The organism is Bacillus sp. B19-2 (assembly GCF_022832475.1).
Classification (GTDB): Bacteria; Bacillota; Bacilli; order Bacillales; family Bacillaceae; genus Bacillus; species Bacillus paralicheniformis.
Genome location: NZ_JALHKQ010000001.1, coordinates 1,027,319 through 1,047,596, shown reverse-complemented (window position 1 = coordinate 1,047,596; position 20,278 = coordinate 1,027,319). Strand labels below are relative to the sequence as shown.

The following is a 20,278-nucleotide window of genomic DNA, read 5'->3' as shown; positions in this document are numbered from 1 at the left end:
CCTTTCATGTTTACAAAAATATTCCTCATTCCTTCCATTATAATATATATGAAAACGGACACCAAATCTGGTGTCCGTCAAAGTGCCGTTATTTAGGTTCAGTACCCCAAATCAGCTTTCCGTTCTCATACAACGTGATTTTTTTCGTATTTTTAAACGTGTTTGAACCTGAAGAAAATGAATAGTCGCTGCTTTGGGCATAATTGCTCCAGTCGTCATTGTGAAGACGGATCTGGATTTCGCCTGTACTTGCACCCGGCGCTAATGTGCCGTTTTTAAATCCTACTTCAAGATACGTGTCTGCTCCGTTTACCGCTTTTTTTAATTGGACGAATTTGTGGGTGATTTTGCTGCAGCCGATTTGGGCATAGTCGCAGTCAAAATTTTGTCCTTTGTGATTCGTTTTATACCAGTAGCGGACAGTGATTCGATTTAAAGACACGGATTTTTTGCTGTTGTTTTTAATGTTGAGCTGAGGGCGGATTTGGTTGCCGTTTACATTGTTGTCCCCCGCTCTGTATTGTACTGCTATCGTGTTGGCTGCAGCGCCGCTGTCTTGACCTGGCTTATCTTGATCCTTTTTTTGGTCTTTTTGATCAGAGCCTTTCGAATCCGATCCAGAGTCTCCTGACGAACCGTTTGATCCGCTGCGGATGTTTTCTCTGACGAATTTACCTGATGGGGACAAGTCGGATTGCGACCATCCTCCCTTTTTAGAGGCGCCGGGGTTTAAAGCTGCTGACGATTCTTGTTTGTCGGACAAGCTCCAGTTTACCCAGCTGATTTTTTTGCTGTCTAAATATTTCAGCCACTCCCTGGATTGGTCGAGGTAGACCCCGCCGTTTCCGGAAGCATCGCTCGTTCCCCATTCTGTGACGAAAATCGGCGCTCCTTTGCTGAGTGCATAGTCGGCTTTATCTCGCAAAGACTGACCGTGCGTACCCGCATAAAAATGGAGCGCGTACATGACATTGCCGTCTTTCAGCTGATTGTCCGCCGCATCGTTGACATCCTGGCTCCAAGTGCCTGTTCCGACAATCACAATATTGTTCGGGGAATTTTTGCGGATCACGGACAGAATGTCTTCAGCGTAAGGTTTAATGTCACGGTTCCAGTTGACATCGCCGTTCGGCTCGTTGGCAATTTCAAAAATGACGTTTGGCGTCTTGCCGTAAAGCCTCGACATTTCGTTGAAAAACTCTTTTGCTTTCGCTTTGTTTTGGTTTGGATTGCCGTCGCTCAGTATGTGCCAGTCGATGATCACATAGATTCCGAGATCTTTCGCCGCTTCGACGGCTTCCTTCACTTTGTTTTTAACCGACGGATTGTCAATATAGCCGCCTTCACCCGTATACATAGCCGCGCGGAAGACATTAATGCCCCAGTCGTCTCTCAGCCATTTTAACGAGTCTTTGTTGACATAATCGCCATACCACTGCAGCCCGTGGGAGCTGATTCCTTTCAACTGAACCGCTTTTCCGTTTTGATTGACGAGCTGCGTACCTTTCAAGGTAAGCTGTCCGTTTACAGCAACGGGTGTTTGCGAAGCGGCAGACGCTTTAGGTGCGATGATACCGCTGATGCCGAGTGCCGCTACCATGAAGCAGGCGATGAAGACAGAAATGGAACGTTTCATATATGACATTCTTTTTCCTCCAATGATGTTATTTTCCAAAAATACTTTCTGGCAGACATTTTCACCCCTTTCTTGGCTTGTAGCACGAACTGATTGTAAAAAAACTATTGATTGATTGTCTATCAACCATATTTCTCGTTTTTTTCCGTTTTGAAAATCTATCTATTTCCTCTTTTCGTATGAAATGGAAGGCCTGAATGCTAATAATGAAAAGCTAAAGAAGGTATAGCCGGGGACTTTGCGCATCCTTTTTCTTTCAATTCGAAATTTTAAAAACCTGATTCACTTCAAAATAACGTCTCCCCTCTGCCTAAAATGCGGCAGCCGGGAAAAAACCGCTGTAAAAAGTTCATAAAACCGACACGTTCTTTCTGCTGTTTTTGTCACTTTATTGACAAAAAAATAAAACCATTCGCTTGGAATGGTTTATTTCTTTAAATCGGAGAAAAAGCTGACAAGTTTTGTTGCGACACCGACAAACGTTTCAAGAATCGCCTGCCCCCCTGCGACCGATAAAATTAAAATTAACGGGAATATCGTTTTTGGGACAATCATATACCCGACAGCAATGATCAAAGCGCACCATATCCCTGCGCACCAATAGCAATTCAGCAAATAGCCGAAGTTTGATTTCGGCACTTTTTTCGTTTCTACATGCCCTTGTTCATCAACCGTCTGCTTTTTCTTCATGAACGGTTTCCGGATAAACTCCGTGATCTTGTCAAAAACAATCAAATGAGTTAACCGGTAACTGGCGAGAATCAGCATCGTAAATGTAAGCCAGGATAAATGCTCCATTGCGGGCCTCCAACATGAAAAGTTATCTATAGCTATTTCCCGATTTCTTCTGAGTTATTGCTTTTTCTGTCATTTTTTCAGAATGTGATGTAGATCACGATTTTCCATCGGTGAACCCGTTACATTTAACCCATAGCATAAAAAACACTTCAGGAGGTTTTACAAATGGAAGCAGTATTTGATCAAAACACAAAAACAGGTGATATTGTTACGCGTTTTCCAAGAGCCAGCCGGCTGCTGAAAGAATATCGCATCGACTTTTGCTGCGGGGGCAACCGCCCGCTCGGTGAAGCGATAAAAGAACAGGATTTAAATGAAGAAGAAATCTTAGCGAGAATCAATACATTATATCAAGAGACAAAGGCATTGAACGCAAAAGAGACGAACTGGAGTGAAGCCCCGTATTCACAGCTGATCGACCATGTGATTCATACGCACCATGCTTACCTGTATGAGGTGCTTCCTGAACTGTCAGGCTTTGTCACAAAAGTCTACCGGGTTCACGGCATCCATCATCCGGAACTCGCCCAGGTCCATCAATTGTTCCATCAGCTGAAAACTGAACTGGAACATCACCTCTTCCAGGAAGAGGAACTCATTTTCCCGAAAGTGAGGGCATATGAAGAGACGCGATCAATGGACAGCCTTGCAGAAGCGGTTCAGGCGATCGACGTCCTTGAACAAGAGCATGAAGCCGCAGGCAGCATCTTGAAGGAACTGAGAAAAGTGACAAATGACTATACCCTTCCTGAAGGGGCATGCACAACATATACATTGACTTACTTAAAGCTTGATGAATTGGAAACGGATCTTTTTCAGCACATTCACCTGGAAAACAATATTTTGTTCCCGCGGCTTGAAGCGGAAGCCAATCAATAAAATAAAAAGACAGAGGATTTTACTTCCTCTGTCTTTTTGTTTATCTATTCATCTGAAGCAATGTCTTTAACAGGCAGCGCTTCTCCTTCCTGATGCGTCGGTTTGCGGAGATGGAATAATGCTCTGATGCTGAAAATGACCAAAATCACGATTCCGGCTAAAAAAATCGTATCCGGCACGGCCCTCCAAGTCAGCAGCGTTTGCACCGTATCCTGCTGTAAAAACTCTGGCGCCCTTGAGCTCCAGTACCCGCCTTCAAACGCTTTTTTCAATTGAAGAAAACCGACCGGCAGCAAATTGATAAACACCATTCCGAACAGGCCGATGTTCAGCGACCAGCAGGCTATTTTCAGCCATTTATCATTCCACGCTTCTTTTTTGGCGATATTGCGCAGCGTATACAGCCAGACGGCAATGGCAAACATGCCGTACACGCCCATCATCGCCCCGTGCCCGTGGGCAGGTGTCAGGAACTGGCCGTGCTCAAAATAGCTGACGGCAGGCAGATTGATTAAAAAGCCCAATACCCCTGCACCGACCAGATTCCAGATCGCCGTTGAAATCAAGAACCAGAACGTTGCTTTATACGGGAAGTGATGTCCGCCGTCTTTCATCATCTTGTATTGTTCATAAGCTTCCAATACAAGCAGGGTAAGCGGGATGACTTCCAGACATGAGAAGACGGAGCCGAGGCCGATCCAAACTTCGGAAGACCCGTTGTAATAGTAATGGTGTCCAATTCCGATGACACCGCTCCCCAGCAGGATCGTCAATTGAAAATAGAGCGTTCTGACGGTCGATTTTTTCGTGACCAGGTTCATTTGCACGAGCAAAAAGCCGATGACCACGACGGCAAAGACTTCAAAAATCCCTTCCACCCAAAGATGGATAATCCACCACCGCCAAAAATCCGACATTGTAATATTTGTGCCGGGATTAAAGAAAAAGGCCGCACCGTAAAACAGCGGAATGGCGATCGAAGAATAAAACAGCAGATGAATCAAACCGCCTTTATCAGACTCCCGCTTGAGACCGCTCTTAATGCCTCTGAAGACGATAAACAGCCATATCAGCATGCCGAGCGCGAGAATGACCTGCCAGAAGCGGCCGAGTTCAATATATTCCATTCCTTGGTGGCCGAATAAGAACCAGTTGTTGCCTAAAAGGCCTTTTGCTCCAAGCCATTCGCCGGCCATGCTTCCGCCGACAAGGACGATCAGCGCCCAAAACAGAATGTCGACAAGCAGCCCCTGCCTTTTCGGCTCGCGTCCTCCGACAAGCGGCGCTGCATAAATGCCCATGCCGAGCCATGAAGTTGCAATCCAGAAGATCGCCAGCTGGAGGTGAAATCCCTTAGATATGCTGAAGGGCAACAGCTCCCTGATCCAATCGATCCCAAAAAAGCTGTCCGGCTCAATATAATAGTGGGCAAGCAAAGCTCCGAACATCGCTTGGATAAAAAACAGCAGCGACACAACGGCGAAATATTTTCCGGTTTTAACCTGTGACGCCGTAAGCGGCTGTTTATCCAAATCAAATACCGGAAACGCCCCTTCCTGGTAAGCCTCTTTCATTCCAAGCTTGTAACGGTAAAACACGAATAAAATAATGCCGACAAATAAAATAAGGATGGTGACGCTTGCGCCGCTCCACCAAACGGCGGCAAATGACATCGTGTTTCCGGCATCTTCATCATACGGCCAGTTGTTCGTGTACGTAATGTCGTCGCCAGGCCTTAATGTACTGGAAAGCCATGCGGTCCAGAAGATAAAATCGGAGATCTGCGTGATTTGGTCTTCGCTGTCAACCCACGCTCTGTCGCGTTTAGGCATGTGGCTTTCTTTAATTAAACCGGGCTCAAGCCCCCAGCCGTCTCCTTTTGTAAAGACATTGCGGTAATGATCACGCACTTGCTGCAATCCATAAACCTGCGCATCTGTCAGCTTCAATGTATCTGACGCGCGATTATAACGGTTTTTTCTCATTTCACGGATGACTTGATTCCGGATGGTGGACTGCTGTTCATCTGAAAGTTGTTTAAAGCGCTTGCCGTATTTTCCTTCCGCCTTAAAATCCTGCATCCCTTCCGTATAGATTTTCAGGGCTTCGGCCGTGTAATCAGGCCCCATGTAAGATCCGTGCCCCAAAATCGTGCCATAGTCCATCAGCGCGTATTTTTGAAATACGGCCTGACCGCCTGAAATGGACGATTTGGTCATGAGCACCTCTCCGTTTGGCCCGGACACTTCAACAGGTCTTGGTGCAAGTCCTTTGAAGATCCAATAGCCTCCTAAAAGCAGCACCGAAAAACTTACGATTAAAGTAAAGACGAGAACAGATTTCAAAAAACCGTTTTTCGATGCTTTTTTAACGGGCACTGTCTTTCTTTGAACTTCCATTGCGGTTCACTCCTTTTTTGATTTTGCATGTCCTAAGATACTGGATATGCAGCACACCGGTTGTGAACCAGATCACTTAAATAATGGCGGATTTGTGAACAAATAAAAACAGGCTTTCCATCTGTTGATTCAATGGAAAGCCTTCATCTTTTCCTTCAATTGCAGCCGTTCAGCCAGTCTGTATCATGTATGAAAATTCCGCTCCTGTCAGCTGTCAGCAGATTTTTCTTTTTCATTTCATTTAACGTGCGGTTAATCGTTTCCCTTGACGTTCCGACCATGTTCGCAAAATCCTGATTGGTAATGGGCAGGCTGATGTAGACCCCTTTTTCTTGAGGAATGCCGTGTTCTGCTGCGAGCTTCATTAATACATGTGTCAAGCGGTGCTGGACATCTTTTGAGATAAAACCCTGGATCCGCTCTTGCAAATCGAGAATCTTTTTCCCCATGATTTGCATCACTTTTATCGTCATTTCCGGATATTTCATCAAAAGTTCATTAAAATCGGCGATGCGGATTACGATCAATTCGGTTTCCTGAACGGCTTCGGCTGTTGCCGGGTATGGGGAGCGGTCAAAAAAGCCGACATGGGGAAACATGTCCCCGCTTTGCAGTATTGAAATCACTTGCTCATTGCCGTCTTCATCGATTTTAAAGGCTTTAACAAGACCGGATTTAATGAAGAATACCGCTTCCCTCTCTTCCCCTTCCATAAAAACAAACATTCTCGGCTGATAGGTGCGCTTGACCGCGATTTGCTCGATTTGTTTGAACTCTTGATCATTCAGCCCGCTGAAAATCATAAATTGCTTCAGAAACTCCATTGGTCTTTCAATCCCTTCGGTTTTGCTAAAGGAGAGCGCGTTTTCACAGACGGCGCTCCAGCGCAAAGAGCTCTTCTTCAATCGCCGCTGCCTTCTCTTCCACGACTCTGCGGCTGTCCTTCAGCGCCTGATTATAAAAGTAAGGGCCCAGCTTTTCCTTTACGAATTCAAACATTTGAATCGCCGCGATGTCTCCTACCTCTTCTCCCCTTTCTTCAACATAAAAGCGTTTGATTTCCTCGATGATCGCTTGTTTTTCTTCTTGCGTCAGCTTGATAAACATAAAAGCGGCACTCCTTTTTTATTTTCATGATAAACGAAAAAGTCCGCAAATGAACGATTTATTTTTTACATCCGTTTACTATCCGTCACTTACCGATATTAAACACAAATCAAGCGACTGACCGTGTGACGTAATTCACAATGTTTTAAAAATACTTTTTGTAAGATAAACATGCTGATTGATTTATTCATTTTCCCCTTTGAAAGGAGCAAAAAACGCAATGGTAAATCGTCAAAAAATACAATTACCGCTGCAGTCATTTAGTTTAGTCGCAGGATTTATGGTTTGGGTGTTGATTTCCTCTTTAATGCCCCACATTAAGCAGGACATCGCCCTGACAGACAGCGAGATATCCCTTGTCACGGCCATTCCGGTCATACTCGGCTCGCTTCTGAGGATTCCGCTGGGATACTACACGAACAGATTCGGTGCGAGAATCACGTTCATGATCAGCTTTTTGCTGCTTCTGTTCCCGATTTTTTGGATCAGCACAGCCGATTCGCTGTTCGACTTGATCCTTGGCGGATTCTTCCTCGGCATCGGCGGAGCGGTCTTTTCCATCGGGGTCACATCACTGCCGAAATACTACCCTAAAGAAAAACACGGGTTTGTCAATGGAATCTACGGCGCCGGGAACGTCGGTACAGCGATTACCACGTTTGCCGCTCCTGTTGTGGCAAAGACAGCCGGGTGGGAAAATACGGTGCGGATGTACATCGTGTTAGTCGCCGTATTCGCTTTATTGAACTTTATCCTTGGAGATCGAAAAGAAACAAAAGTTACGGTTTCTGTAACAGAGCAAATGAAGGCAGTCTACCGAAATCAGACATTGTGGTTTTTAAGCTTGTTTTACTTCATTACATTCGGATCTTTCGTCGCGTTTACGATTTATCTTCCGAACTTTCTTGTTAATCACTTCGGGCTTGATCCCGTCGATTCAGGGCTTAGAACCGCCGGATTTATCGCTGTCGCCACTTTTCTGAGGCCTGTCGGCGGCTGGCTCGCGGACAAATTCAACCCGCTGAAGCTGTTGATGTATGTATTTGCCGGCTGTACCTTGTCAGGGATTTTATTGGCCTTTTCGCCCAGCCTCGGACTTTACGGATTTGGGGTATTGACCGTTGCCGTGTGTGCCGGTCTTGGAAACGGGATCATCTTTAAGCTCGTGCCGCTTTATTTTTCAAATCAGGCCGGCATCGTCAATGGGATTGTATCAGCGATGGGCGGCTTAGGAGGATTCTTCCCGCCACTCATCCTGTCAAGCGTTTTTCAGGCAACCGGCCATTATGCGATCGGATTCATGGCGCTGTCAGAAGCGGCCCTTGCCAGCTTTGTGATCGTGGCCTGGATGTATTTTCAGGAAGTGAACAAAACATCGTCCAAAACGAAGACGAACCAATTATGAACCTTTCCTGCAAAAGGAGCCTTGAGCCGATGTGCTCAGGCTCTTTTTTGGGACTTTATTCATAAGTTCACAATATTGTTTATATTTAAAAGGTCACTCAGCCTTATTTAACGTTAAAATAAGAACTGCAAAAGGGGTGACGCTCAATGAACATTTCTGTTAGAAAATCAGACACAGATTTGCTCTCAGACGATCTGCATCACTTGCTGGAATCGATTAGTACGCGACGAAAAATCAGGCAGGACACATTCCTTTTTCAAGAAGGGATGGATGCGGAGGAACTGTATCTTATTCAGTCGGGACTTGTGCAAATCGGCAAATTGACGTCCGATGGCAAAGAACTGACTCTCAGAATGTGCAAAAAAAATGATATTGTCGGGGAGCTTACGCTTTTTACAGATGATGCGAAATATATGCTGAGCGCAAAGATCCTCTCTGATGGCGAAGTGTTGGTCATCAATAAAGATAAGCTTGAAAAAGAACTCATTCAAAACGGTGCACTGACGTTTGAGTTTATGAAATGGATGAGCACGCATTTGCGAAAGATTCAATCGAAAATCCGCGACCTTTTGCTGAATGGTAAAAAAGGCGCGCTCTACTCCACCTTGATCCGTCTCGCAAACAGCTACGGCATCACAAGGAGCGACGGGATTCTCATCAATATTGTGCTGACGAACCAGGACCTGGCGAAATTTTGCGCCGCCGCAAGGGAGAGCATCAACCGCATGCTGAGCGACCTCCGGAAGAACGGTGTCATTTCAATTGAGGACTCGGGAAAAATCGTCATTCATCAGATCAACTATTTAAAACGCGAAATCGACTGTGAAAACTGCCCGCTCGACATCTGCAATATCGACTGAAAAAGCGAAAACAAACAAGGACATGAAGCACAGTGTCCTTGTTTTTTACGTTTGCAGCAGAAAAACGATTAACACGGCCATAAAGAAACAGGCATTCACCAGCTCAGAGATTCCGATTGTCTTAATCGACAGTTTCCTCCCATGTAAAAACCACGCTCTGAAACTGCTCGGCACTACACCAAGCACCGCCCAGCCTGCCCCCGCGGCCAGCGAGATGAACGGCAGAAAAACGTGGTATCCCCATGAATAAAGTTTAAACCGATTGTTTTTCTTTTCGCGGATCATCGACTTGACATAAAAGGCGCTCCCTGTGAAAAACAAAGCGGACTGGATAAAAACGAACAATGCCTCACCATTAAGCTTCCCCGCTCCCATCCAGAAGCTCGCCAGCCCGCCCGCGCTGAAAACAAGGATTGCCGCAATATCATTTAAAAGCGCCCTGTCGTTGTTTCTTTTCGCATAATAAAGATTGATGAGAAAGAGCGGAAACAGCGGCAGCCCGAGAAAAACGAGCCGCGGCTCCAGCCAGACCGAAATAAGCAGGAAAACGACGGCCGGAATGCCGTAGATGAGAACCCATTTTTGATAGTAAACGATATTTTTCTTCTTCACCATCATCGTAGCCGGAAATGCCGCAAGATATAGAAACAGCCATCCGCAGAACAGCGGAATATGCTTTACATCCGCGCCCCCGGCGAACATGCCGAGAACAAACGGGATGACAAGCATCGCCCAGGCGCCGTGCTGCTTCGGTATGAACACTTTCATCACGCATCCTCCCTTCTTTTCTATTACATTATAAAAGTTTCGTCTTTTTTACACAGTGACATTTTGCATACAGGCGTGTGAAATAAATCACTGCGCCCTCCAGCCCGGCGCTTTATACTAAATGCTAATATAGAGAAGGAGGATATACCATGGACCGGTTTGACTACTTATTGTTTCTGAAAAATCTTCCTATGTTTTTCGGGGTTCCCCTTCCGATCATCAAAAGGCTGCTGAAAAACGGTAAGGTGATCGATATCCAGCCATCTGAGCATTCGCGATCGTTCCTTCATTCGCAATCCGTCTATTTTGTTTTAAAAGGGGAAGTTCATTTTTCTGACAGAAGACTTCCGGAAGAATCCCGAACGATCGCCGAGTGGGAAAAAGGCGATGTTTTTCCCATCGATCAAAAAGGGGAACCTTTCGTATCTCCGTTTATTTCAGTCAACACTGCCGCAGAAACCGCCGTACTTGAAATTCCATTTCATACTTTCAAAAAAATGATGACTTATAACCGCCAATTACAGACGAACTTTCTCATGCTGCTTCAGCAGAATTTGTATTTTTCCTACCAGCTTTTTTTGCGTTACCTCAACTCCTCCGCAGAAGACGACGCGTGAGAAGGGCTCCCCCCTTCTTTCTCTTCCTTTTCCAAATGTGATCTACTTAACTTTTTTTCTTTTTCATTTCCGCTACGATACACATGAATGCAAACGAAAGGACAGATGAAAGATGATACATTGCGATTTCGACAAGTCTCCGTTTATCGTCATTTGGGAGCTGACAAGAGCGTGCGAGCTCAAGTGCCTTCATTGCCGGGCATCGGCTCAAAATAAACGCGATCCGCGGGAGCTCACCCTGAAAGAGGGAAAAGATTTAATCGATCAAATTCATGCGATGGACAATCCCCTCCTCGTGCTGACAGGGGGTGACCCTTTAATGAGAGACGACGTATTCGCCATTATTGAGTATGCCGTCCAAAAAGGGGTTCGCGTCTCCATGACCCCGAGTGCCACGCCGAATGTTACAAGAGAAGCGATTCAATCAGCAAAAGAAATTGGCTTATCCCGATGGGCGTTCAGCTTGGACGGCCCGACCCGGGAGATTCATGATCATTTTCGAGGAACGGACGGTTCCTTCGACCTGACCATGAAGGCCATACGCTACATTCATGAATGTCAGCTGCCTCTGCAGATTAATACCGTCATATCCGCTTATAACATCGATTACCTGGATGAAATGGCAAAGCTGATCGAAGAATTGAACTGTGTATTATGGAGTGTGTTTTTTCTCGTCCCGACAGGCCGCGCGAAGCGGGAAGATATGATTTCGCCGGTGGACCATGAAAAAGTCTTTCTTTGGCTCAGCCGCTTGGCAAAAGAAGCGCCTTTTGACATCAAAACGACAGCTGCCCAGCACTACCGACGGGTCGTTATTCAGCAAAAAATGCGGGAAGCCAAAGACCCCAACATGAAAATCCGCTATGAACACGCATTGCAGAAAGGGAAAATGGATGTGATCGGCGGATTGGGCCGGGCCCCGAAAGGTGTGAACGATGGCAACGGCTTTATGTTTATCTCCCATATCGGTGATGTATATCCAAGCGGACTCCTGCCGTTTAAAGCCGGAAACATCCGCGAACAGCCGCTGGCTGAGATTTATCGCGAATCACCGATCTTTAAGGATTTGCGAAATCCGGACGGATTTAAAGGGAAATGCGGCGTCTGTGAATTCCGCCATGTGTGCGGGGGTTCGCGCTCGCGTGCCTATGCTCTGACGGGCGATTACCTGGAAAGCGACCCGAGCTGTATTTATATTCCGAAGGCTTTGCGCTGAAAAATGTGATGTACGTCACATTTTTTTCAGCATACTTGTATTACGGTATAGATGAGAATGATCATCACTATCAAAGGATGTGATCCCTCTGCATAAAAAAATTGATTTGAACGATTCCGTATACGAACTTTGCACATCGCATCCTGAACTAAAAGCCGTGATGAAGGAAGCCGGGTTTAAAAGCATTACGAAGCCCGGCATGCTGGAAACAGCCGGGCGCATCATGACGATTCCAAAAGGTGCGCGAATGATGCAAATCGAATGGCCGCATGTCTTAGACATATTGAAAGCGCACGGATTTGACCCCGTTTGGAAAGGAGAAAAACAATGAGCGAAATCATTAACAACCGGGAAACGCAGCAAGGTCTGCCAGAGGAAAAAAAGCAGCTTCTGAAAGAAATCATCATCGACCTTCATAAAGGAAAACCGCTTGCCGACGTCAAGAAACGGTTTGAAAAGGCATTCGGTTCAGTCAATGCCGAAGAAATCGCTCAGCTGGAACAGGCGTTAATGAAGGAAGAAGGCATTACACCCGAAGAAATTCAAGAGCTCTGTTCCGTTCACGCCGCTGTGTTTAAAGGGTCGATTGAAGACATTCACCGCGCTGACGCCGATAAGCAGCCAGGCCATCCCGTTCATACTTTTATGAAAGAAAATAAAGAAATCGACCTCCTTTTGAACTTTAAAATGCAGCTTCATTTGGAACGCTTTGAAAAAGAAGATCACCGCGACAACATTCTCAAGCTGCTCGCAGACTTAAACTTGCTCGCCGATGTCGACAAACATTACAGCAGAAAAGAAAATCTTCTGTTCCCCTATTTAGAAAAGTACGGAATTACTGGGCCCAGCCAAGTGATGTGGGCTGTCGATGATTTTATCCGCAAGAGCATTAAAGAAGTGAAGCGTTTGTTGGAAGAGTATACGCCGGATAAAAAAGATGAAGTCATCCGCGAGCTAACGTTTATCATTCAAGAAGGCACAGAAATGATTTATAAAGAAGAAAACATCCTCTTGCCGATGGCGCTCAGAACGCTGACAGAAGACGAATGGCTGAAAATCGCGGCTGAGAGCGACGAGATCGGATATTGCCTGACTGTTCCGGAAACGGTGTGGAAGCCTGAACGCCATCAGCTCAAAACAACAGAAGAGGCGGCTGACGGATATGTCAGGCTCCCTACGGGTATTCTGTCCGTGGCCCAGCTTGAGCACATGATGAACCATCTTCCGGTCGATATCACCTTCATCGATGAAAACGATGTGGTCCGCTATTTTTCACACGGAAAGGAACGGATTTTCGCACGGACAAAAGCCGTAATCGGCCGGACCGTCCAAAACTGCCATCCGCCGGCAAGCGTCCACATCGTCAACAAACTTCTTGACGACTTTAAATCCGGCAAAAAAGACGTTGAAGACTTTTGGATCAAATTTAAAGACAAATACGTGTTCATCCGCTATTTTGCCGTACGCGATGAAAACGGCCGCTATATCGGAACCTTGGAATTCACCCAGAACATCGCCCCGATTCAAGAGATAACCGGGGAAAAGAGAATTATGAACACGAGCGATTGACCCATTCGACAGCCCGCTTCCTGCAGGCTGTTTTTTTGTCCTCCCTCTCCCCCTCCTGAAAATGTGACAAATTTGTGAAAACCCGAAACCATGTGACAAATTTAACAAGGTCCAGCGCCTCCTCCATATATAGTGAGGGTAGCATCAATGACTCAGAAGGAGTGAACCAGCAATGAAGAAAAAGAAACAGAGTCCCATTTTCAGGAGATTAAATTATTTCTCTCCGATTGAACGCCATTCCAATCAACACAGCCAAACCACTTATGAAGACCGGAATTGGGAAGATGTATACAGAAATAGATGGCAGCATGACAAAGTGGTTCGCTCTACCCACGGGGTGAACTGTACAGGCTCCTGTAGCTGGAATATCTACGTCAAAAACGGGATCGTCACATGGGAAGGGCAGCGACTCGATTACCCTTCGACTGGCCCTGATATGCCGGACTTTGAACCGCGCGGCTGTCCGCGGGGAGCGAGCTTTTCCTGGTATATATACAGCCCGCTCCGCGTGAAATATCCGTATGTACGCGGTGTGCTGATCCAGATGTGGCGCGAGGCGCTAGACAGCAGCAAAAATCCGCTGGAAGCATGGAAATCAATTATCGAAAACCCTGAAAAAGCAAAGGCCTATAAACAGGCGCGCGGAAAAGGCGGATTTGTCCGCGCCGAATGGAGCGAAGTCCTGAAGCTGATTTCGGCTTCCCTTCTGTACACCATTGCCAAATACGGTCCTGACCGCAATGTCGGCTTCTCGCCGATTCCAGCCATGTCGATGCTCAGCCACGCAGCGGGGTCACGCTTTATGTCCCTGATCGGCGGGCCGATGCTGAGCTTCTATGACTGGTATGCCGACCTCCCTCCTGCTTCACCGCAAATTTGGGGAGATCAAACCGACGTTCCGGAAAGCAGCGACTGGTACAATTCAGGCTACATCATGACATGGGGTTCTAATGTGCCGCTTACCAGAACGCCTGACGCTCACTTTTTAGCCGAAGCCCGCTATAAAGGAGCAAAAGTGATTTCGATCAGCCCGGACTTTGCCGAGTCCTCAAAGTTTTCCGATGATTGGCTGAGCATCAGACAAGGAACGGACGGCGCACTGGCCATGGCGATGGGCCACGTCATTCTGCAAGACTTTTATGTCAACCAGAAGACGGAGCGTTTTATTGATTATGCAAAACAATATACCGATTTCCCGTTTTTGGTGACTTTGAAAGAGGAAAACGGAACGTTCACAGCAGGCCGCTTCCTCCATGCTAAAGATATCGGGCGTGCGACAGAGCATGATGAGTGGAAGCCTGCCGTTTGGGACGAAGACACAGATGGATTTGCGATTCCGCAGGGCACGATGGGCTCCCGCTGGGACGGCCAAGGAAAATGGAATCTGCGCATGGTTGATGAGGATTCAGAAAAACCGATCACACCTCGGCTTTCCATGCTTGGACACGAAGATATGATCGGCACGGTCAACATTCCTTACTTCTCACATGACGGCAATAAAGTGCTTGAAAGACCGCTTCCGATCAAAAAAATGATTCTGGACGGCGAGGAAGTTTTTGTTTCTACCGTTTTCGACCTGACGCTCGCCAACTATGGCGTCAACCGCGGAATCGACGGACAGACGCCGGCATCATTTGATGATCCTGAACCGTTTACACCGGCTTGGCAAGAGCCGATTACCGGCATTAAAAGTGAAATGGTGATCAAGATCGCGAGGGAATTTGCGCAAAATGCGATTGACACAGAGGGCCGCTCAATGATCATTGTCGGCGCCGGGATTAACCATTGGTTCAATTCAGACACCATTTACAGAGCTGTGCTGAACCTTGTGCTTCTCGTCGGAGCTCAAGGAGTTAACGGAGGCGGCTGGGCCCACTATGTCGGCCAGGAAAAACTCCGGCCGGCCGAAGGATGGCAGACGATCGCGACGGCAAAAGACTGGGGAGGCCCTGCCAAACTGCAAAACGGAACATCATTTTTCTACTTCGCCACCGACCAGTGGCGCTATGAAGATCAGGAAATCAGCGGGCTCGCTTCCCCTATCGCAAAAACATCGCGCTACAAGCACCACGCCGATTACAATGTGCTGGCGGCAAGACTCGGCTGGCTTCCATCGTATCCGACGTTTGAGAAAAACAGTATCGATCTGTATAAAGAAGCTGAAAAAGCAGGCGCTGAGAACGCTCAGCAAGTCGGAAGCTATATCGCCAGACAGCTTGAAGAGAAAAAGCTCAAGTTTTCGATTGAAGATCCTGACAATGAAAAGAACTTCCCGAGAAATTTATTTGTCTGGAGAGCCAACTTAATCTCGAGCTCCGGCAAAGGTCATGAATATTTTCTGAAGCACTTGCTCGGCACGACGAACGGACTGATGAACGATGATCAGGACAGCATCCGCCCCGAAGAAATCACATGGCGTGACAAAGCGCCTGAAGGCAAGCTCGACTTACTGGTCAATCTCGATTTCCGGATGGCGGGAACAGCCCTTTATTCAGATATCGTGCTCCCTGCGGCCACCTGGTACGAAAAGCACGATCTCAGCAGCACGGATATGCATCCGTTCATCCATCCGTTTAATCCGGCAATCAGCGCGCCGTGGGAAGCAAAGTCTGACTGGGATATTTTCAAAGCATTGGCAAAAGCGGTTTCCAATCTGGCTGAAGAAATGGACATGGAACCTGTAAAAGAGGCTGTTGCGACTCCTCTTCTCCATGACACTCCACAGGAAATGGCGCAGCCGCTCGGGAAAATCAAAGATTGGAGCAAAGGCGACTGCCCTGCCGTTCCCGGCAAAACAATGCCGCAAATTCATGTTGTGGAACGGGATTACAAGCAGATTTTCAATAAGATGACATCGCTTGGACCGAATGTTGTCAAACAGCCGTTTGGTACGAAAGGAATGAACTGGTCTGTTGAAGCAGAATATGATTCCCTCAAAAAAACGCTCGGCGTCGTAAAAGACGACACGATCGCCAAAGGCTGTCCTGACATCAGTGATGCAAGACAGGCTGCGGAAGCGGTATTGACCCTCTCTTCCACTTCAAACGGGAAAGTAGCCGTTAAAGCGTGGGAATCGCTTGAAAAAATAACGAATCTTGAGTTGAAAGACTTAGCTGAAGAACGGGAAGAGGAATGCTTTACATTTGAGCAAATTTCAGCTCAGCCGAAAACGGTGATCACCTCCCCTGCTTTCAGCGGTTCTGAAAAAGGCGGACGGCGTTATTCTCCGTTTACGACGAACGTTGAAAAACTGATTCCGTGGAGAACGCTGACCGGCAGACAGTCTTTTTACCTTGATCATGAAATGATGACGGAATTCGGCGAGAACATGGCGACATTCAAACCGATCCTGATCCACCGCCCTTTCTTGAACAAGCGTCCGGATCAGGAAGGAAAAGAAATCGTGTTAAACTACTTAACACCGCATAATAAATGGTCGGTTCACAGCATGTATTTTGATTCCCTGCCGATGCTTACCCTTTTCAGAGGCGGGCCGACAGTCTGGATGAATAAAGACGATGCGGAAGAAACCGACATTCAGGACAACGACTGGATCGAGTGCTTTAACCGAAACGGAGTCGTCGTTGCGCGGGCCGTGACATCACACCGGATTCCAAAAGGAATGGCCTTTATGCACCATGCCCAAGACCGGCATATCAATGTGCCGGGGACAAAACTGACGAATAACCGCGGAGGGACCCATAACAGCCCGACCCGCATCCATGTCAAGCCGACGCAGATGATCGGAGGCTACGGTCAGCTCAGCTACGGATTCAACTACTACGGGCCGACAGGAAATCAGCGCGACCTCAATGTCGTGATCAGAAAATTGAAGGAGGTCGATTGGCTTGAAGATTAAAGCTCAAATCGGAATGGTGATGAACCTTGATAAATGCATCGGCTGCCATACATGCAGCGTCACATGCAAAAACACATGGACAAACCGTTCCGGTGCAGAATATATGTACTTCAACAACGTCGAAACAAAACCGGGCATCGGCTACCCTAAACAATGGGAAGACCAGGATAAATACAGAGGCGGCTGGGAGCTGAAAAAAGGCAAACTTCAGCTCAAATCAGGCGCCAAAACAACACGGCTCATGAATTTATTCTACAACCCGTACCAGCCGACGATCGATGACTACTATGAACCTTGGAACTATGATTATGAAACGCTGACAAACAGTCCGGAGAAAAAACACCAGCCTGTTGCAAGGCCGAAGTCTTCCATTACGGGAGACTTCATGAACCTTGAATGGGGTCCGAACTGGGAAGACGATCTTGCCGGCGGCCACATTACAGGCCTTCAAGATCCAAACGTCAAAAAAATGGAAGAATCGATCAAGACTGAATTTGAAGACGTCTTTATGATGTATCTGCCAAGGATATGCGAACACTGCATCAATCCTTCCTGCGTCTCCTCCTGTCCGTCGGGAGCGATGTACAAACGCGAAGAAGACGGGATCGTTCTCGTCGATCAAAATGCGTGCCGCTCATGGAGACACTGTGTATCATCATGCCCTTATAAAAAAGTGTATTTCAACTGGCAGACGAACAAGGCGGAAAAATGCACATTGTGCTTCCCCCGCCTTGAAGCAGGACTGCCGACAATCTGCTCTGAGACATGCGTCGGCAGAATCCGCTATCTCGGCGTCATGCTTTATGATGCAGATAAAGTCGAAGAAGCGGCTTCAGCCGAAAATGAAAAAGATCTATATCACTCCCAGCTGGAGATTTTCCTTGACCCGAATGATCCCGCTGTCGCAGAAGAAGCAAAAGCGCAAGGCATTCCGCTGGAGTGGATCGAAGCAGCGCAAAAATCTCCGATCTACAAAATGATCATCGATTGGAAAATCGCTCTGCCGCTGCATCCTGAATACCGGACATTGCCGATGGTATGGTATATTCCGCCGCTCAGTCCGATTATGAATATGTTTGAAGGAAAAGGAACGGCCCAATCAGCTGAAGATATCTTCCCTGCCATTGATGAAATGCGGATTCCGATCGAATATTTGGCCAATTTGCTGACTGCCGGTGATACACACCATATAAGAACGACATTAAAGAAAATGTCTGTGATGCGTATGTACATGCGGGCGACCCAAACGAACAAACAGATCGATTCAGCCCTGATTCAAGATACCGGATTGACTGAAGAGCAGATTGAAGATATGTACCGTCTGCTTGCGATCGCCAAATACGATGACCGCTTTGTCATTCCGCAAACCCATCGCGAAGAAGTCGCGGATCTGTACATGGAACAAGGAAGCTGCGGATTATCGTTTGCCGGAGGACCCGGCTCTTGCCAAAACATATAACACTGGAGGGAAGCTTCATGAATGGAACAGACAAACAAACCGTTTTTGCCGCTCTTTCTCACCTCCTCTCCTACCCTGATGAAGAGTGGAGAAAAGAACGTTCCGAATGGCAGCAGATCATCGGCGAAATCGAACATGAAGCGCTGAAAGGACATCTGCTTGCCTTCTTGGAAAGCGCGGCTTCCTATTCGTCTGAGGAATTGATCGAAACGTACGTATATACGTTTGATTTCGGCAAAAAAACGAACCTTTATGTCACCTATTTCAACTCCGGTGAACAAAGGGAGCGCGGAATTGAATTGCTGCAGCTGAAAGATCTGTATCAGCAGTCCGGTTTTCAGCCGACAGACAAAGAGCTGCCGGATTATCTGCCGCTCATGCTTGAATTTGCTGCAGTCGCCGATCATGAAAAAGCTGCGGCTGTTTTCCAAAAATACGCAGCGAACCTGGAAGAATTAAGATTGCAGCTTTCAGAGAATGAAAGCATCTATACGCCGTTATTGGACGGATTAATGATGATTTTAGAGGAAATTGGTGTTGAAAGGAATGTACAGCCATGATCGAACAAATACTGTGGGTCATCCTCCCCTATATCGTCATCACCATTTTTATCGGAGGACATATATACCGCTATCAACATGATCAGTTTGGCTGGACGGCCAAATCAAGCGAAATGCTCGAAAAGAAAAAATTGGCGCTTGGCAGCAGCCTTTTTCACTGGGGAATCTTTTTTGTCATCGGCGGGCATGTGATGGGAATTTTAATTCCGGAAAGCCTTTATGAGGCGCTCGGCGTATCAGAGCATATGTACCATAAAATCGCGATCGGTTTCGGACTGCCCGCAGGCATCGCCGCGCTGTCAGGACTTATCATATTGACCTACCGCAGATTCACGGACAAACGGATTCGAAAAACGAGCTCTGCCGGTGATTTCATCACGCTGGTCGCTTTGTTATTCGTCATGACGACTGGGCTTGCAGCAACCTTCTTGAACATTGATTCAAAAGGATTCGACTACAGGACAACAATCAGCCCGTGGTTTCGCAACATTTTCTTATTCAAGCCTGATGCCGGGCTTATGGCGAGCGTGCCCCTCTGGTTTAAGCTTCACATCATCATGGGCTACGTCATTTTCATCGTCTGGCCGTTTACTCGGCTCGTCCACGTATTCAGCATGCCGCTAAAATATTTGACAAGAAGCTATGTTGTTTATCGGAAACGGGCGCCCCGGAAAAGCATGTAAACATTTTCCCTAAAGCTAAAACGGCTTTAGGGATTTTTTTCTCCATAGGCAAGCTACCCATAGTCCCCATCAATCATACGATAAAGCAAACCATCAGAAAGGAGCGTTTTTATTGTATCCATACGATCCTTCACTATATGATCCGTATCGCCAGCAATTTCCGCCGGGTCCGCCTCCGGGAGCAGGAGGACAGCAGCAACAGCAGCTGCTCCCCCCGCCGCCGAGCCAATTTCCGCAAGACACCGGCCCTTCGGTATTTGCCGTTGATCCCGGCGGAATCAGAAGATGCCTGTTCAAATACACGTTCATCCGCTTAAGAAACGGCAGCCGTTTTTGGTTCTACCCGGTTTTCGTCGGCCGTCATTCGATTGCGGGCTACCGCTGGAGGCCGCGTCAATTCCGCTGGGTTTACTTCGGTATTGACCTGAACGAGATCACTTCTTTCAGCTGTCAGTAAAAAATA

At 47.1% G+C, this 20,278-nt stretch carries 18 protein-coding genes; 12 read left to right on the top strand and 6 right to left on the bottom strand.

Annotated features, from left to right (window positions below):
• Positions 1 to 88: 88 nt before the first annotated feature.
• Both MST20_RS05490 and MST20_RS05485 read right to left on the bottom strand, forming a co-directional pair.
• The gene (locus tag MST20_RS05490; protein WP_243941169.1) at positions 89 to 1,636 is read right to left on the bottom strand and encodes a cellulase family glycosylhydrolase; all 1,548 of its coding nucleotides are present in this window, start codon (positions 1,634 to 1,636) and stop codon (positions 89 to 91) included.
• A 426-nt stretch (positions 1,637 to 2,062) separates the two neighbouring features.
• Positions 2,063 to 2,434, bottom strand: coding sequence for a DUF1360 domain-containing protein (locus tag MST20_RS05485; protein ID WP_243940607.1), 372 nt, complete (start codon positions 2,432 to 2,434; stop codon positions 2,063 to 2,065).
• 165 nt (positions 2,435 to 2,599) lie between these two features.
• Here MST20_RS05485 and ric point away from each other — a divergent pair, with 165 nt between their 5' ends.
• Positions 2,600 to 3,313 carry an iron-sulfur cluster repair di-iron protein gene (ric, locus tag MST20_RS05480; RefSeq protein WP_243940605.1) on the top strand — a complete coding sequence of 238 codons (714 nt, stop codon included), beginning with the start codon at positions 2,600 to 2,602 and terminating at the stop codon, positions 3,311 to 3,313.
• 44 nt (positions 3,314 to 3,357) lie between these two features.
• On the opposite strand, the gene MST20_RS05475 is transcribed toward ric, so the two are convergent.
• From MST20_RS05475 to MST20_RS05465, 3 genes are all read right to left on the bottom strand, one after another.
• On the bottom strand, positions 3,358 to 5,712 hold the full coding sequence (locus MST20_RS05475) for a nitric-oxide reductase large subunit (RefSeq protein ID WP_243940603.1): 2,355 nt from the start codon (positions 5,710 to 5,712) through the stop codon (positions 3,358 to 3,360).
• A 155-nt stretch (positions 5,713 to 5,867) separates the two neighbouring features.
• On the bottom strand, positions 5,868 to 6,617 hold the full coding sequence (locus tag MST20_RS05470; RefSeq protein WP_243940601.1) for a Crp/Fnr family transcriptional regulator: 750 nt from the start codon (positions 6,615 to 6,617) through the stop codon (positions 5,868 to 5,870).
• On the bottom strand, positions 6,580 to 6,819 hold the full coding sequence (locus MST20_RS05465) for a DUF2164 domain-containing protein (RefSeq protein WP_020451638.1): 240 nt from the start codon (positions 6,817 to 6,819) through the stop codon (positions 6,580 to 6,582). Before MST20_RS05465 ends, MST20_RS05470 begins: the two co-directional genes overlap by 38 nt.
• 220 nt (positions 6,820 to 7,039) lie before the next feature.
• On the opposite strand from MST20_RS05465, the gene MST20_RS05460 reads away from it, so the two are divergent.
• Entirely contained in the window at positions 7,040 to 8,224 is a 1,185-nt protein-coding gene (locus MST20_RS05460) for a nitrate/nitrite transporter (protein WP_165427107.1), read from the top strand.
• Between the two features lie 146 nt (positions 8,225 to 8,370).
• Entirely contained in the window at positions 8,371 to 9,084 is a 714-nt protein-coding gene (locus MST20_RS05455; protein WP_243940599.1) for a Crp/Fnr family transcriptional regulator, read from the top strand.
• A 45-nt stretch (positions 9,085 to 9,129) separates the two neighbouring features.
• Here MST20_RS05455 and MST20_RS05450 read toward each other — a convergent pair whose 3' ends face one another.
• Entirely contained in the window at positions 9,130 to 9,852 is a 723-nt protein-coding gene (locus MST20_RS05450) for a YwiC-like family protein (RefSeq protein ID WP_243940597.1), read from the bottom strand.
• Between the two features lie 149 nt (positions 9,853 to 10,001).
• Between MST20_RS05450 and MST20_RS05445 the strand changes: the two genes are divergently transcribed.
• From MST20_RS05445 to MST20_RS05405, 9 genes are all read left to right on the top strand, one after another.
• On the top strand, positions 10,002 to 10,469 hold the full coding sequence (locus tag MST20_RS05445) for a cyclic nucleotide-binding domain-containing protein (protein ID WP_075754603.1): 468 nt from the start codon (positions 10,002 to 10,004) through the stop codon (positions 10,467 to 10,469).
• Between the two features lie 112 nt (positions 10,470 to 10,581).
• A complete protein-coding gene (locus MST20_RS05440; protein ID WP_243940595.1) occupies positions 10,582 to 11,685 on the top strand; it encodes a TIGR04053 family radical SAM/SPASM domain-containing protein in 1,104 nt (367 codons plus the stop codon).
• 88 nt (positions 11,686 to 11,773) lie between these two features.
• Positions 11,774 to 12,016 carry a DUF1858 domain-containing protein gene (locus MST20_RS05435; protein ID WP_377903314.1) on the top strand — a complete coding sequence of 81 codons (243 nt, stop codon included), beginning with the start codon at positions 11,774 to 11,776 and terminating at the stop codon, positions 12,014 to 12,016.
• Positions 12,013 to 13,254, top strand: coding sequence for a DUF438 domain-containing protein (locus tag MST20_RS05430; RefSeq protein WP_243940591.1), 1,242 nt, complete (start codon positions 12,013 to 12,015; stop codon positions 13,252 to 13,254). Before MST20_RS05435 ends, MST20_RS05430 begins: the two co-directional genes overlap by 4 nt.
• A 172-nt stretch (positions 13,255 to 13,426) precedes the next feature.
• The gene (locus MST20_RS05425; RefSeq protein WP_243940589.1) at positions 13,427 to 17,113 is read left to right on the top strand and encodes a nitrate reductase subunit alpha; all 3,687 of its coding nucleotides are present in this window, start codon (positions 13,427 to 13,429) and stop codon (positions 17,111 to 17,113) included.
• A complete protein-coding gene (gene narH, locus MST20_RS05420; RefSeq protein ID WP_020451629.1) occupies positions 17,103 to 18,572 on the top strand; it encodes a nitrate reductase subunit beta in 1,470 nt (489 codons plus the stop codon). The genes MST20_RS05425 and narH overlap by 11 nt, the downstream gene beginning before the upstream one ends.
• 17 nt (positions 18,573 to 18,589) lie before the next feature.
• A complete protein-coding gene (gene narJ, locus MST20_RS05415; protein ID WP_020451628.1) occupies positions 18,590 to 19,132 on the top strand; it encodes a nitrate reductase molybdenum cofactor assembly chaperone in 543 nt (180 codons plus the stop codon).
• On the top strand, positions 19,129 to 19,815 hold the full coding sequence (gene narI, locus MST20_RS05410; RefSeq protein ID WP_059231107.1) for a respiratory nitrate reductase subunit gamma: 687 nt from the start codon (positions 19,129 to 19,131) through the stop codon (positions 19,813 to 19,815). The genes narJ and narI overlap by 4 nt, the downstream gene beginning before the upstream one ends.
• Before the next feature lie 112 nt (positions 19,816 to 19,927).
• Entirely contained in the window at positions 19,928 to 20,272 is a 345-nt protein-coding gene (locus tag MST20_RS05405; protein WP_059231105.1) for a hypothetical protein, read from the top strand.
• The last annotated feature ends 6 nt before the right edge of the window (positions 20,273 to 20,278 follow it).